General features: G+C 74.3%; 7 protein-coding genes. 4 read left to right on the top strand and 3 right to left on the bottom strand.

Going from position 1 to position 15,487, the window contains the following annotated elements:
• The 3 genes from hppD (AB0I49_RS13995) to AB0I49_RS13985 form a co-directional block, all read right to left on the bottom strand.
• Positions 1 to 1,074, bottom strand: a complete 1,074-nt coding sequence (gene hppD / locus AB0I49_RS13995) for a 4-hydroxyphenylpyruvate dioxygenase (protein ID WP_363227176.1) — start codon at positions 1,072 to 1,074, stop codon at positions 1 to 3.
• Positions 1,075 to 1,342: 268 nt separating this feature from the next.
• The gene (locus tag AB0I49_RS13990; RefSeq protein ID WP_363227175.1) at positions 1,343 to 1,639 is read right to left on the bottom strand and encodes a hypothetical protein; all 297 of its coding nucleotides are present in this window, start codon (positions 1,637 to 1,639) and stop codon (positions 1,343 to 1,345) included.
• A gap of 315 nt (positions 1,640 to 1,954) precedes the next feature.
• On the bottom strand, positions 1,955 to 2,482 hold the full coding sequence (locus tag AB0I49_RS13985) for a hypothetical protein (RefSeq protein WP_363227174.1): 528 nt from the start codon (positions 2,480 to 2,482) through the stop codon (positions 1,955 to 1,957).
• Between the two features lie 382 nt (positions 2,483 to 2,864).
• Here AB0I49_RS13985 and aroF point away from each other — a divergent pair, with 382 nt between their 5' ends.
• From aroF to AB0I49_RS13965, 4 genes are all read left to right on the top strand, one after another.
• Complete coding sequence (aroF, locus tag AB0I49_RS13980) at positions 2,865 to 3,920, top strand: 3-deoxy-7-phosphoheptulonate synthase (protein ID WP_363227173.1); 1,056 nt, start codon at positions 2,865 to 2,867, stop codon at positions 3,918 to 3,920.
• Positions 3,921 to 5,009: 1,089 nt separating this feature from the next.
• A complete protein-coding gene (gene hppD, locus AB0I49_RS13975; RefSeq protein WP_363227172.1) occupies positions 5,010 to 6,098 on the top strand; it encodes a 4-hydroxyphenylpyruvate dioxygenase in 1,089 nt (362 codons plus the stop codon).
• A gap of 122 nt (positions 6,099 to 6,220) precedes the next feature.
• Positions 6,221 to 10,834, top strand: a complete 4,614-nt coding sequence (locus AB0I49_RS13970; protein ID WP_363227171.1) for an amino acid adenylation domain-containing protein — start codon at positions 6,221 to 6,223, stop codon at positions 10,832 to 10,834.
• Positions 10,835 to 10,836: 2 nt separating this feature from the next.
• Positions 10,837 to 15,456 (top strand): amino acid adenylation domain-containing protein, encoded by a 4,620-nt coding sequence (locus tag AB0I49_RS13965; RefSeq protein WP_363227170.1) that lies wholly within the window; start codon positions 10,837 to 10,839, stop codon positions 15,454 to 15,456.
• Positions 15,457 to 15,487 lie beyond the last annotated feature (31 nt).

Below are 15,487 nucleotides of genomic sequence, written 5' to 3'. Positions count from 1 at the left end.
TCACCGGGCCCCTCCTTCCGTTTCCCCCTCCGACGCCAGCCGCTCGGCCTCGACCGCCTCGTACAGGGCCTTGATGTTGCCGCTGCCGAACGTGCGGGCGCCGAAGCGCTCGATCACCTCGTAGAACAGCGTGTTGCTCGGGTGGGTGGAGCGCGTGAAGATCTGGAACAGCTGGCCGTCGTGGTCCTCGTCCACCAGGACGTTCCGCTCGCGCAACCGCTCCGTGGTGTGCCGGGCCAGGTCGAGCCGGCCCGGCAGCATGGCGTAGTAGGAGTCGGGCACGGACAGGAACCCGACGCCGCGCCCGCCCAGCGTGCCGACCGTCTCGACGATGTCCCCGGTGGAGAAGGCGAGATGCTGCACGCCGGCGCCTCCGTGATCCTTGACGAAGCGGTTGATCTGGCCCGGTGCGGCGGTGGCGACCGGCTGTATCAGGGTGAAGGTGATCTCGCCGGAGGGGCTCTGGACCACCTTCGACTCCATCGCCTGCGCCCCCACCGCGATGTCCTCGGTGAAGGTCATCCGGAAGCCCAGCACGCGGGTGTAGAACTCCACCGCGCCGTCCAGGTCGCCGGACTCCAGACATACCGCGAAGTGGTCGATGTCTGCCAGGAGTTCGTCCGGCGGCGCCGTACCGGTGTCCGGGAGCGCGGTGAAGCCCGGCGGCACGGCGGGCCGCCCGGCCTCGGTCAGGGTGTGCACCACGTCCCCGAAGCCCGCGATCACCGCGGTGGTACGGCCGTCCGCGCGCGGGGCCGGCGGCGCGAGGGGAACCGCCCCGCGCTCCACGGCGCCGGCGAACGCCTGGGCCACGTCGGGCACGGTGAACGCGATGTCCGCCACGGCGTCTCCGTGGGCCCGGACGTAGTCGGCCGCCGGGTGGCTCTCGGTACGGGCCTGGGTGAGGACGAGGGTGATCCGGCCCTGCTGGAGGGCGAGGGAGGCGCTGTCCGGTGAGTCGGTTCGGGCCACCGGGCGGAAGCCGTAGAGGTCGGTCATCTCGGCCGAGGCCGCCGCCAGGTCGGCGACGCGGAATTCCACATGGCCAAGGCCGAAATCGGGCGCGTAAGTCATGACAGAACCATTCGTCGGGCAATGGGGATGAGGGGCAGGGCGAGCGCCGGAACGCGCGCGGGGAGGGGGAACGCCCTCCGGGCGCGATGGGGCGTCGTACCGGAACTCGGCGGTGGGGAAGGGCGCACAGCGCGGGCCCCGGCCGTCGCGGATCGTGGAGGGCAGGCGCGTATCGCGTAGGACGGATCGGCGTGACGGGCGGATCGGCGTGACGGCGGGCGGGCCGGGGAATGCCGGGCGAGGGGGCGGCGCACGTACGGTCGGGTGGTCAGGGATCCAGGTGCTCGGGCGCGTGTCTGAGCGCGGCCACCTCCCAGCCGCGCAGCACGGGCGACGACGCCAGGGCCCTGCGGCAGATCGCCGTGGTCGCCGCGGCCGCCGCCGCGCTGTCGAGCCGGCTGTAGAACCCGAGGTGGATGAAGCGGTCGCCGGACCGGATGCTCACGTGCTCCAACTGGGCCTCCGGAGTGGCGAAAACCCACATCACGTCCGAGATCTCGGCGGCCGGCGGCTCGTTCGCCGGTTGCCGGTCGCGCGGGGCGAGCGTGACCATGATGAGACGCATGACGAAGTCCGGCCGAATCGGATGGCCGGGCTACGCCGCGGGTGTGAGGGGCCCGCGGTCCCGGGCCGGGGCCGGGCCGGTTCCGTCGCTCGTGCCGGCCGTGATGAGAGGTGTCGGCATGGAAATTCCCCAGGTAATAGTCGGGAATAGTCGGGTCGTTCGGCCTTTGGGGGGAAGCGCCGGCGGCCGGTTATCCGATCGCCGTTCCCCTTGATCGATAATCACCCGGCGCCGAGAGTTCCGGGAAGACAAAACGGACGGCCGGAACCGTCCAGGCCGCTTTGGGCCACGCGGCCGGGTACGCGCCGCCGGACCCTAGCCCGCCCATTTCCGCAGCAGTGCCTCGCGCTCCGGGCCCCGTGGTGAGCGGCCCTCCCAGGAGCGGCCCCAGTCCGACATCGCCGCGAGGGTGGTGGCCATGGTCGCCCCGCCCTCCGTGAGACGGGACAGCAGGGTGCGGGAGAGCTCGATCTCCGCCGGGGGATAGCCCGCGGCGGCGGCCACGAAAGCGGACAGTTCGCGGGCGCCCGCGGTCGTCTCCACGTGCACCGTCATCAGCGGCGGGGCCTTGTCCACGAACCCCGGACCGTTCGGCAGCGCCAGGTTCAGCACCGTCTCCAGGGCCACGTCCTTGACCGCGCGGGCCTTCCGCACCAGGGATCTGACGGGGACGTCCGCCACCGTCAGGGCGCGTACGTCCTCCCACGGGAAGAGGCCGGACTGGCCGTCGCCCAGGGCCACCACGCCCTCGGGCGCCAGCCGGACTCCGGGCGCCGGACCGGACGGCTTCGCGCCCACGTACACGTCGCCGCCGGCGATCCAGAACAGCCCTGCCATGGCCATGCGTTGCTCACTTCCCCCGACGACAGCCCTGCCGCCGCGGCGCACATCAATTGATCAGGACGTCCCCCTCGCAATACGCGAAGGAGCCGGAAGATCCCGGCTCCCGGGTCCGGTCCGTTCCGCTCAGTGTACCGTCAGCGGTAATCCGGCCGGGAAAGAGCGCGGAATTGTTGAGCGGCCATCCCGCTGCTCGTAACCTGTTGAACGAAAAGAACGGTGCTCCCGGCCGCGGCCGGGCACGTGTTCCGCCCGGATTCCTTTCGTCCGCCCCGGACCGGACGGCGAAGACGCACGGATTTCCCCGTACAGCGCGCCGAATGACTTTCATCCGCTCCCAGGGCCCTTTGCGGTCCGGGAGCCTCAGCGACGGAAGGAACCTCTCATGGTGGTGGTGATGGCCCCGGAGGCCACACAGGAGGAAATCGACGCCATTGTCGACCTGGTGCGTTCGGCGGGCGGTGACGCCTTCGTCAGCCGTGGGGTGACGCGCACGATCGTCGGACTGGTCGGGGACGTGGACGCCTTCGAGGCGCTGAATCTGCGCAGCCGGTCCGGGGTGCTGGACGCGGTGCGGATCTCGGTGCCGTACAAGCTGATCAGCCGCGAGCACCATGCGGCCCGTTCGGTGATCAGGGTCGGCGGCGTGCCGATCGGCCCGGACACCCTGACGGTCATCGCGGGACCGTGCGCGGTGGAGTCGCCGGAGCAGACGCTGGCCGCGGCGCGGATGGCCCAGGCGGCCGGGGCGTCGCTGCTGCGCGGCGGGGCGTTCAAGCCGCGCACCTCCCCGTACGCCTACCAGGGGCTCGGCGAGGCCGGGCTGCGCGTCCTCGCGGACGTACGGGCCGAGACCGGGCTCCCGGTGGTCACCGAGGTGATCGACGCGGCCGGCGTCGATCTGGTCGCCTCCTACGCGGACATGCTCCAGGTCGGCACCCGCAACATGCACAATTTCGCGCTGCTGCAGGCGGTGGGGGCGGCGGGCCGGCCGGTGCTGCTCAAGCGGGGGTTCGGCGCGACGATCGAGGAGTGGCTGATGGCGGCGGAGTACATCGCGCAGCGCGGCAACCTGGACATCGTGCTGTGCGAGCGGGGCATCCGCACCTTCGAGACGGCGACCCGCAACACCCTGGACATCAGCGCGGTGCCGCTGGCCCAGCGGCTGTCCCATCTGCCGGTGATCGTCGATCCGTCGCACTCCGGGGGACGGCGGGAGCTGGTGCTGCCGCTGACCCGGGCGGCGCTCGCGGTCGGCGCGGACGGGGTGATGATCGATGTGCATCCCGAGCCGAAGAGGGCGCTGTGCGACGGCGACCAGGCCCTGGTGGACGCCGACATCGAGGACATCGCGAGCGCCGTCCGGGTGCTCGCGCCGCTGATGGGCCGTACTCTCGCCCGGCCCGTGGCACGGGGCGGAATAGGCGCGGTCGCCCCGTAGCGGCCGGTGTTCCGCCTGCTCGCAGACTGCTGACGGGGCGTCGACGGCCGGCCCGATAGGGGCCCGCCGGGCGCGGCGCCCGGTCCGCCGTCGTCCCGGAGCTCCTGGTGAGCCCGTCCGGCCCCGTGCCGGTCCGGCGCCCGCCAGGAGCTTTCCGCGTTCCCGTGACCGTACGCGCGGGTCGCGCCGCGCAGGCCCCGTCGCGGGCCCGGTCCGGGCCCGCGATCGACCGGCCGGTGCGTCGGCGGACCGCCCGTAGGGGTGTGGGGAGCGGTTCCGGGGCCTTTCGGGGGTGTCGGCTGCCTCGGACACCGCCTTCTTGGACACGGCGGACCGTGCCCCCATGGCATGTGCCTGTACCGACCCCCTATGGACGCTCTATGGACGCCTCATGGGCGGCGCGCCGTCGCGGGCGGCCGCGGCGGGAATCGGGTCCGTGTTCCGCCGGTCGGGACAAAGCCGTGGTGCACGGCCGGATGGGGTGACATGTGCATGGGGGATATGCGGGAGGCCCTCCGCCATGCGGGCGGGGACGCGGGAAGGACGGTTACCGCGTCCCGCCCACAGTGTCGCCCCGACCCGTCAGCCGCGCCTTACGCACGATGCAGTACGGACCCGTACCCAGCGGCAGTTGCCCTCGATAAGCGAGTGGGCGCACCGCGATTTCACCCGCCGGGGACAGGGGTGCCCGGTCGGTAAAGACGCTGTTAGAGTCGGAGCCCGAATAAGGGAAATTCGTCCGTCGAGCCATGACGGAACAACGGGGGCAGGATTCGGGGCATCGGAGAATCTCCACGGGGATGCGTGCTTTCCCGGTCTCCGCATCGCGGCCCAGCCGACCATCGAATCCGACCACCGAATCCGATGACCGAGTTCAGTCATCGGGTTGGTCCGACCATCGAGTGCGTGGGGAATGCCGGGACCGGTAAAACACCGGAGCGGCTTCCCAATAGCGTCCGAACAGCGTCCAAGTGCGAAAGACGCCCGGATGGACGGCGGGGGCGCCGGCGCCGGGAACACCATGCGAGTCCAGCAGGCGCACGTGCGCCGGAGCCGTGGTCTGCCACGTTCCAAAAAGGGGGTAGTGGTATGGACATTCGTGCGATCGATCATATCGAGCTCTATGTCGAGGACGCCGACCAGGCGGCCGCCTACCTGTGCGACTCCTTCGGGTTCGCCCCGCACGGCAGCGGCGGCCCCGATACCGGCCTCGGCGAATGCCGGACGCTGCTGCTGCGTCACCGGGGCATCACCGTCCTCGTGACGGCGGCGCTGCCCGGCGCCCATCCGGCCGGCGAGTACGTGGACCGGCACGGCGACGGGGTCGCGGTCATCGGGCTCGAAGTCGACGACGCGGAGGCCGCGTTCTCCGAGGCGGTCGAGCGCGGCGCCGTGCCGACCGTCCCGCCGATGGCGCTCGGCGCCGCGGGCAACCGCGTCACCTTCGCGTCGGTCCTCGGATTCGGGGACGTGGAGCACCGCTTCACCTCCCGCGAGGCGAGCGGCGCGCTGTTCGCGCCCGGACTGATCCGGGAGAGCGCCCCGGCGCCGGCCGACGCGGGCCTGTTCGAGACCGTGGACCACATAGCGGTCTGCCTGCCCGCGGGCGAACTCGACGCGGCCGTACGCCACTACCAGGAGGTCTTCGGGTTCGCCCAGACCTTCGAGGAGCGGATCGTGGTGGGGCTCCAGGCCATGGACTCGAAGGTGGTGCAGAGCGCGTCGCGGCAGGTGACGTTCACCCTCATCGAGCCCGACACCACCCGCGAACTGGGGCAGATCGACGCCTTCCTGTCCGCGCACGGCGGCGCGGGCGTCCAGCACGTGGCCTTCCTCACCCGGGACATCACACACGCCGTGCGCACCGCCTCCGACCGCGGCGCGCGCTTCCTGTCCACCCCGGCCGCGTACTACGACACCCTCACCGACCGGGTGGGCGACGTGGGCGCACCGGTGCCGACGCTGCGCGAACTCAACATCCTCGCCGACCGCGACAGTTCGGGCGCGATGCTCCAGATCTTCACGGAGTCCCGCCACCCCCGGCGGACCCTGTTCTACGAGCTCATCGACCGCCGCGGGGCGCGCACGTTCGGCAGCAACAACATCAAGGCGCTGTACGAGGCGGTGGAACGCCAGCGCGCGCTCTCCGACGCGCCGGGCGGGGCGTCGACGGCATGACCGCGGGGCCGGGACCGAGCACGTAGCACAGCCGTCCGGCCGGGGCGCACGCACCGCGCCCCGACCGGACCACCCGCCGCGCCGCTCGCGCGCAGAGAACGCGAGAAGAGAGAGGGACAAGGATGAACGGCCAGGAGAACATCGCTCTGCCCCTGTCCGCATGCCAGAGTGAGCTGTGGGCGGCCCGGCGCACGGAGAACCCGCGCGGACCGGACAGCACCGGGCAGTACACGGAGATCCTCGGCCCCATCGACGCGGCCGTCCTCGAACTCGCGCTGCGCCAGGCCGTCGACGAGACGGAAGCGCTCCACGCGCGGTTCGCGGAAGCCGACGGCGAGCCCTTCCAGGTGCTCGGGGAAGCTCCGCGATGGCGCCTGGAGACCATCGACGTCAGCGCCGAGAGCGACCCGCGCGAAGCCGCCGAGGCGTGGATGCGCACCGATATGCGGCAGGCCGCCGGACCTCTCGCCTACGCCCTGTTCGAGCTGGCGGCCGACCGGTACCTCTGGTACCAGCGCTACAGCCGCCTCCTGATGGACGGCTTCGGGAGCTCCTCGCTGGCGCGCCGCGTCGCGGAGCTCTACGGGGCGGCGCTGCGCGAGGAGCCCTACGAGCCGCCCGGCCACACCCCCCTCCACGACCTGCTGGACCACGAGTCCGTCTACCGGGAGTCGGATCGGTACGAACGCGACCGGCGGTACTGGCACGAGCACTTCGCGGTTCGCCCCGACCCGCCGGCCGTCCCCGGCCGGCGGTCCGCCAACGGCTCCGTCCCGCGCGTCACCGGCGCACTGCCGCCCGCCGCCGTGGCCGCTCTGCGGGCGGCCGGGCTCCGTACCGGATCGAGCCGTGGCACGCTCGTCGTCGCGGCGGTGGCCGCCTTCCTGTGCCGCACGACCGGCGCGGACGAGGCCGTACTGACCCTCCCGGCCGCCGGGCGCATGGGCGGCCAGGCGCTGCGGACCCCCGGCGCGCTGGCGAACGTCCTGCCGTTTCGGCTGCCCGTACGCGCCGGACTGAGCCTCGCGGACCTCGCCCACCGGGCGGGGCGGGAGATCAACGGACTCCTCGGCCACCAGGGGTACCGGGGGGAGCGGCTGCACGAGGAACTCGACTGGCCCGGCGACGACCGCCGCTGCTTCGGACCGTTCGTGAGCGTCACCCCGTCCGGCCCCGACCTGCGGTTCGGGGAGCACCGGGGCATTACGCGCCACCTGCCGAGCCGACGGGTCGAGGAGTTCGACGTGCTGATGAGCGGCGCGTCGGACGACGGCGGACTGAGGGTCGACCTCGACGTCAACCCCGCGCTGTACGACGAGGACTGGGCCCGGTCCCACCACCGCGCGTTCCTCGGCTTCCTGGAACGGGCGGCGGCGGAGCCCGCGGCGCCGGTGGGGCGGATCGGCGCGGTGAGCGGTACGGGCCGCGGGCTGGTGGTGGAGCGGTGGAACCGGACGGCCGTACCGGTGGACGCGGCCCCGCTGCCGGAGCTGTTCCGGCGTCAGGCGGACGCCTCCCCGAACGCGGTGGCGGTCATCGAAGACGAACACCGCCTTTCCTACCGGGAGTTGTTGGATGCATCGGACCGGCTGGCGCGGCGTCTGATCGGCGCGGGGGTGGGGCCGGAGTGCCGGGTCGCGGTGGCGGTGGAACGTTCGGCGCTGATGGTGACCGCCGTGCTGGGCGTCTCGATGGCGGGCGGGGCGTTCGTGCCCGTCGATCCGGACTACCCCGCGGAGCGCGTCGGGCTGATCTTCGCGGACGCGGCCCCGGCGGTGGCGCTGTGCACGCGGAGCACGCGGCACGTGGTCCCGGACGGCTTCGAGGGCCGGGTGCTGGTGCTGGACGACCCTTCCTCCGCACGGGAGCCGGGGAGCGGCCCCGTTCGCGGCGAGGAGGCGCCGAGCCCGCTGAACGCTCGCAACGCGGCCTATGTGATCTATACGTCCGGCTCCACCGGCGCCCCGAAGGGCGTCGTGGTCTCGCACGCGGGACTGGGGAACCTGGCGCGGGCGCAGATCGAGCGGTTCGCGGTCGGGCCCGGCTCGCGGGTCCTCCAACTGGCGTCGCTGAGCTTCGACGCGGCGGTATCGGAGCTGCTGATGGCGCTGCTGTCGGGCGGCTCGGTGGTCATGGCCGGGCCGGACGGGCTGCCGCCGCGCGTCGCGCTCGCGGAGTCGGTGCGCCGGTACGGGATCACCCACGTGACCGTGCCGCCGAGCGTGCTCACGGCGGAGGAGGAGCTGCCGGAGAGCCTGGAGACGCTGGTGGTGGCGGGGGAGACCTGCTCCGCCGACCTGGCGGCGCGGTGGTCGTCCGGACGGCGGATGATCAACGCGTACGGGCCGACGGAGACCACGGTCTGCGCGGCGATGAGCGCGCCCCTGCCGCCGCGCGCGGACCCGGTGCCCATCGGCCGCCCCATCGCCAACGTACGGACCTTCGTCCTCGACGCCTTCCTGCAGCCCGTACCGCCCGGCGTCACCGGCGAGCTGTACGCGGCCGGCGCGGGCCTGGCGCGCGGCTACCTCGACCGCCCGGCCCTGACCGGGGAGCGGTTCGTGGCGTGCCCGTTCGCGGCGGGCGAGCGGATGTACCGGACCGGCGACCTGGCCCGCTGGACCGGCGACGGCGAACTGGTCTTCGCCGGCCGCGCCGACGCCCAGGTCAAGGTGCGCGGCTTCCGGGTCGAGCTGGGCGAGGTGGAGGCGGCGCTGACCGCGCACGAGGCGGTGGCGCGGGCCGTCGTGGTGGCCCGCGAGGACCGTCCGGGCGAGCGCCGTCTCGTCGGCTACGTGGTGCCGGACGGCGACGAGCCGGACGGCCGGGCCCTGCGCGACCACCTCGCGACGGTCCTGCCGGAGTACATGGTGCCGGCGTCGGTCGTCGTACTCGACGCGCTGCCGGTGACCGCGAACGGCAAGACGGACCGCGCCCGCCTCCCCGCGCCCGACCTCACGGAGCACGTCACGGACCGCGCGCCGCGAGGCGAGGTGGAGACGGCCCTGTGCGCGCTCTTCGCCGAGGTGCTGGGGCTGGAGCGGGTGGGCGCCGAGGACAGCTTCTTCGAGCTGGGCGGCGACTCCATCATGGCGATGCAGCTCGTCGCGCGGGCGCGGCGGGAGGGTCTGCTCTTCGACACCCAGGACATGTTCGAGCGGGAGTACCCGGCGAGCCTGGCGACGGCCGTACGGACCGCCGGGCCCGTCGAGGGCGAGGAGCCGGACTCGGGCGTGGGCGAGGTGCCCTGGACGCCGGTGATGCGGGTGCTCGGCGACCGGGTCGTGGGGCCCGGCTTCGCGCAGTGGATGGTGGTGGGGGCCCCGGCCGGGCTCGGCCTGGACGTGCTGGCGGCCGGGCTGGCGGCCGTACTGGACACGCACGCCATGCTGCGGGCCCGCGTGGCGCCGTCGCCGTCCGGCGACGGCGGCCGGCCGGTGCTGATGGTCGGCGAGCCCGGTGCGGTGGACGCGGCCGGGCTGGTGACGCGGATGGACGCGGCGGACGCGGACGCCGCCGACGTGGAGGCGATGGCCGCCGCGGCGGTGGCGGACGCCAGGGCCCGGCTGGATCCGGCCGCGGGCGTGATGGTCCGGCTGGTGTGGGTGGACGCGGGCCCCGCGCGGCCGGGACGGCTGGTGCTCGTGGCACACCACCTGGTGGTCGACGGCGTGTCGTGGCGGATCCTCGTGCCCGACCTGGCCGCCGCCTGCGAGGCCGTGACGGCCGGGCGGAAGCCGGAACTCGACCCGGCGGGGACCTCCTTCCGCCGCTGGGCGGAGCTGCTGGCAGCCCAGGCGACGGACGCGGCGCGGGTCGCCGAACTCGACGAGTGGGTCGCGCTGCTGGGCGGCGTCAAGGAGGACCCGCCGCTCGGCGAGCGGCCCCTCGACCCCGCGCGGGACACCGCCGCGACCGTACGGCGCCAGGCGTGGGCCGTCCCCGAGCGGCAGGCGGCGACGCTGGTGGCCAAGACGCCCTCGACGTTCCACTGCAGCGTCCACGAGGTGCTGCTCGCCACGCTGGCGGCGGCGGTCGCCTCCTGGCGGCCGGACCCCGACCCCACCGTCCTCGTGAACATCGAGGGCCACGGACGCGACCCCGTCGCGGGCGCGCACCTGACGCGCACGGTCGGCTGGTTCACCAGCGTGCACCCGGTCCGGCTGCGGCTGGACGGCATCGACGTCGCCGGGGCCCGATCCGGCGGCCCGGCGATCGGCGACGTGCTCAAAGCCGTGAAGGAGCAGGGGCGTTCGGTGCCCGGCGACGGCCTCGGGTACGCGCTCCTGCGCCACCTCAATCCCGCTGCCGCACCGGTGCTGGCGGCCCTGCCGTCCCCGCAGATCGGGTTCAACTACCTCGGCCGGTTCGCCGCCGCCGATGCCGACAGCGGCGTCGCGGAGGCATGGCAGGCGGCCGCCGGAACGGCCATCGGCTCCTCCGCCGACCCGACGATGCCCGCCGTGCACGCCCTGGAGGCGGGCGCGTTCATCCGCGACACCCCGGACGGGCCCGGCCTCACCCTCACGCTGCGCTGGCCCGCCGGCCTCCTGGACGCGGACGCGGTGGAGCGGCTCGCGCGGGCCTGGCTCGACATGCTCTCCGCGCTGGCCGCGCACACCGCCGACCCCGCGGCGGGCGGCCACACCCCCTCGGACTTCCCCCTCCTCGACCTGGCCCAGGACGAGGTCGAGCAGTTCGAGGCGATCGCCGCCGAGTCCGACGGAGGGCGGTAGCCGTGAAGCCTTCGACCGTCGGCAGGGGCTCCGCGCTGGAGGAGGTGTGGCCGCTGTCGCCGCTACAGGAAGGCATCCTCTTCCACGCCGAATCCGACGAGGAGGGACCCGACGTCTACACCATCCAGCAGACGCTCGCCGTGCACGGACCGGTGGACGCGGGACGGCTGCGGGCCGCGTGGGAGGCGCTGGTGGCACGGCACGCCACCCTGCGGGCCGCCTTCCACCGGCGGCCGAGCGGCGAGGCCGTACAGCTGATCATCCGTCATGTCGCGCTGCCCTGGCGGCAGGCCGACCTGTCGGGGCTGTCCGAGGCCGCCGCGTCGGCCGAGGCGGACCGGCTCGCCGAACGGGACCGCGCGCGGCGGTTCGACCTGTCCGCGGCGCCGCTGCTGCGCGTCCTGCTGATCAGGCTCGGCGGGGACCGGCACCGCATGGTGATGACCAGTCACCACATCCTGCTGGACGGCTGGTCCATGCCGGTCATCCTCGGCGAGCTGTCCGCGGCGTACGCGGCGGGCGGGGACGGCCCCCCGCCGCGGCGGACGGGCTCCTACCGGGACTACCTGGCCTGGCTGGAGCGGCAGGACCGCGCGGCCGCCGCGGCGGCGTGGCGCGCGGAGCTGGCCGGGGCCGACGAACCGACGCTGGTGGCCCCCGCCGACCTGGGCGGCAGGGTCCCGGTGCCCCCGCGCCGCTGCCCCGTCCCGCTCCCGGAGGCGCTGCCGCACGCGCTGGGGGAGCTGGCCCGTACGCACGGCCTGACCGTGAACACCATCGTGCGGGGCGCGTGGGCGCTGGTGCTGTCCCGCCTCTCCGGACACAGGGACGTCGTCTTCGGCGCCACCGTGGCCGGCCGCCCGCCCGAACTCCCCGGCGTGGAGAGCATGGTGGGGCTGTTCATCAACACGCTGCCGGTACGGGTCCGGCTCGACGGCGCGCACACCGTGCTGCGGATGCTCACCGACCTCCAGGAGCACCAGACGCGGCTGCTCCCGCACCAGCACCTGGCCCTGCCCGAGGTGCAGCGGCTGGGCGGGCCGGGCGCGGTCTTCGACACGCTCCTGGTCTACGAGAACTACCCGGACCCGACCGCCGCCGGGGCCCCGACGGACGGCGCGCTCTCGTTCACGGCGCTCGACACGCGCGAGGCGACGCACTACCCGCTGGTCCTGGGCATCGTCTCCGGCGACCGGCTCCAGGCCCATGTCACCTACCGCCCGGACCTGTTCGACGAGTCCACCGCGGCCTCCGTCATCGGCCGGCTGGTGCGCGTACTGGAGCGGATCGCGGCGGACCCCGCGGTCCTCGTGGGCCAGGTGGGCGTGCTCGGCGCGCGTGAACACGGGCTCGTGGTACGGGCGTGGAACGAGACGGCCGCCACCGTCCCGGGCCATTCGGTGCCGGAGCTGATCCACCGCCAGGTGGAGCGAGCGCCCGGAGCGGTGGCGCTCATGGAAGGCGAACGCTCCCTCACCTACGGGGAGTTGGCGGCCGAGTCGGATCGGCTGGCCGCGTATCTGTCGACTCTGGGCGTGCGGCGCGGGGACCGGGTAGCCGTGGTGATGGAGCGTTCGGCGGAGCTGGTGACGGCGCTGCTGGGGGTGTGGAAGGCGGGCGCCGCGTACGTGCCGGTGGACGCGGGCTATCCGGCGGAACGGATCGCGTTCCTGCTCGCCGACTCCGCCCCGTCGGCGGTGGTCTGCACCGGCCGGACACGGCACGCCGTGCCGCCCGGCGTCGCCGCGGCGCCGACAGTACTGCTGGACGGCCCGCGGGCGCCGGACGGGCCCGCCGAGGGCGGCGCGCCGGTCGCCGTGGGCGCGGAGGACCTGGCGTATGTGATGTACACCTCCGGGTCCACCGGCGTGCCCAAGGGCGTGGCCGTGTCGCACGGCGCGGTCGCCGGGCTGGCGGGCGAACGCGGCTGGTCTGTCGGAGTGGACGACACGGTGCTCATGCACGCGCCGCACGTCTTCGACGCCTCGCTGTTCGAGGTATGGGTGCCGCTGGCCGCCGGCGGCCGGGTCGCGATCGCCGCTCCGGGGCCCGTGGACGCCCACCGGCTGCGCCAGGAGATCGCCGGCGGCGCGACCGCGGTGCACATGACCGCCGGCTCCTTCCGGGCGGTCGCCGAGGACTCCCCGGAGAGCTTCGCGGGCCTCCGGGAGGCGCTGACCGGCGGCGACACCGTCCCGGCCAAGGCCGTGGCGCGGGTCCGGCAGGCGTGCCCCGGCCTCGCGGTGCGGCACATGTACGGGCCCACGGAGAGCACGCTGTGCGCCACCTGGCACCTGCTCGAACCGGACGCCGAGGCGGGGACGGTGCTGCCGATCGGCCGCCCGCTGGCCAACCGGCAGACGTTCGTACTCGACGCCTTCCTCCACCCGGTGCCGCCCGGCGTCACGGGCGAGCTGTACCTCGCGGGCACCGGCCTGGCCCGCGGCTACCTGGGGCAGCCGGCGCTGACCGCGGAACGGTTCGTGGCCTGCCCCTTCGCCCCCGGCGAGCGCATGTACCGGACCGGGGACCTGGCGCGCTGGAACGACGACGCCGAGCTGATGTTCGTCGGCCGGGCCGACGCCCAGGTCAAGGTCCGCGGCTACCGGATCGAGCCGGGCGAGGTCGAGACGGCGCTCGCGGGGTGCGTCGGCGTCGGCCAGGCCGTGGTCATGGCCCGCGAGGACCGGCCGGGCGAGCGCCGCCTGGTCGGCTACGTGGTGCCCGACGGAGGCGCGCTGGACGAGCGCGTGGTCCGCGAACACGCCGCGCGGCTCCTGCCCGACTACATGGTGCCCGCCGCCGTGGTCGTCCTGGACGCGCTGCCGGTCACCGGCAACGGCAAGGTCGACCGCAAGGCGCTGCCCGCCCCCGACTTCGCCGCGCGGACGACGGACCGCGCGCCGCGGACCGCCGCCGAGGAGACCCTGTGCGCCCTGTTCGCCGAGGTCCTCGGGCTGGAGCGGGTGGGCGCCGAGGACGGGTTCTTCGCGCTGGGCGGCGACTCCATCACCTCCATGCAGCTCGTGGCGCGGGCGCGGCGCGCGGGCCTCGTGTTCAGCACGCAGAACGTCTTCGCGCACGGGTCGCCCGCGGGACTGGCGGCTCTGGCCGCGAGGGGCGAGGCACGGGCGCGCGACACGGATACGGGCGTGGGGACGGTCGCCTGGACGCCGGTGATGCGGGCCCTGGGCGAGCACGCGCTCGGCGCCGCCTTCGCGCAGTGGACGACGGTCACCGCACCCGCCGACGTGCGGCGGGACGTACTGGTGGCCGGGCTGCGGGCCGTACTCGACACGCACGGCATGCTGCGGGCCCGGACCGAGGTGCGGGACGGGCGGCCGGGGCTCGTGGTCGGCGAGCGCGCCTGGGCGGACGCCGCCGGCCTGGTCACACGGGTGGCCGCGACCGACGGCGGCCTGGATGAGGCGGCCGACCGGGCGGCGCTGGACGCGGTCGGACGGCTGGATCCGGGCGCCGGGACGATGGTCCAGCTGGTGTGGCTGGACGCGGGCCCCGCGCGGCCCGGCCGGCTGGTGTTCGTAGCGCACCACCTCGTCGTCGACGGCGTGTCGTGGCGCGTCCTGCTGCCCGACCTGACCGCCGCCTGCGACGCCGCGAGGGCGGGGCGTAAACCGGCCCTCGATCCCGTGGGCACGTCCTTCCGCCGGTGGACGCAGCTGCTGGCCGCCCAGGCGACGGACGCGGCGCGGCTCGCGGAACTCGACGAGTGGACCGCCCTGCTGGACCTCGAAGTCAGGGAACCGCTGCTGGGCGAGCGGCCCCTCGACCCCGTACGGGACACGGCGGCGAGCGTACGCCGCCAGGCGTGGACCGTACCGGCGCGGCAGGCGGCGACGCTCGCGGGCAGCGCCCCGGCGGCCTTCCACTGCGGGGTCCACGAGGTGCTGCTCGCGGCGCTGGCGGCAGCCGTCGCGCAGCAGCGGCAGAACACGCACGCCCCGCTCCTGGTGGACATCGAGGGCCACGGCCGCGAGCCGGTCGCCGACGACATGGACCTCTCCCGCACGGTGGGCTGGTTCACCAGCGTGCACCCGGTCCGGCTCCGGCTGGACGGCATCGACCTGACCGGCGCCCGGTCCGGCGGCCCGGCCGCCGGAGAACTGCTGAAGACGGTCAAGGAACAGGCACGCTCGGCCCCCGGCGACGGGCTCGGATACGGGCTCCTGCGCCACCTCAACCCCGACACCGGGCCGGTGCTGGCGGCCCTGCCCACCCCGCAGATCGGCTTCAACTACCTCGGCCGGTTCGCGGGCGGCGCCGCCCCGACGGGCCCGTGGCAGCCGGCCGGGCCATCGGCCGTCGGAGCCTCGACCGACCCGGCCGCGCCCGTGACCCACGCGCTGGAAGCGGGGGCGGTCGTCCGCGACACACCGCGGGGCCCCGAACTCTCCGTCTCGCTGAGCTGGCCGGCGGGGGTGCTGGGCGAGGACGCGGCGGAACGGCTCGGCGACGCCTGGCTGGAGACGCTCCTCGGCCTCGCCGCCCACACCGCCGGCCCGTCGGCGGGCGGCCACACCCCCTCCGACTTCCCCCTCCTGGACCTCGACCAGGACGACGTCGAGGACCTCGAAGCCCAGTTGGCCGACGGCACGCCGTGACGAGACCCGATCAGCCGTGATGAGGAGACAA

Source organism: Streptomyces sp. NPDC050617 (assembly GCF_040654795.1).
GTDB lineage: Bacteria > Actinomycetota > Actinomycetes > Streptomycetales > Streptomycetaceae > Streptomyces.
Note: the sequence above shows the minus strand (reverse complement) of the source record. Positions and strands in the feature narration are given on the sequence as shown.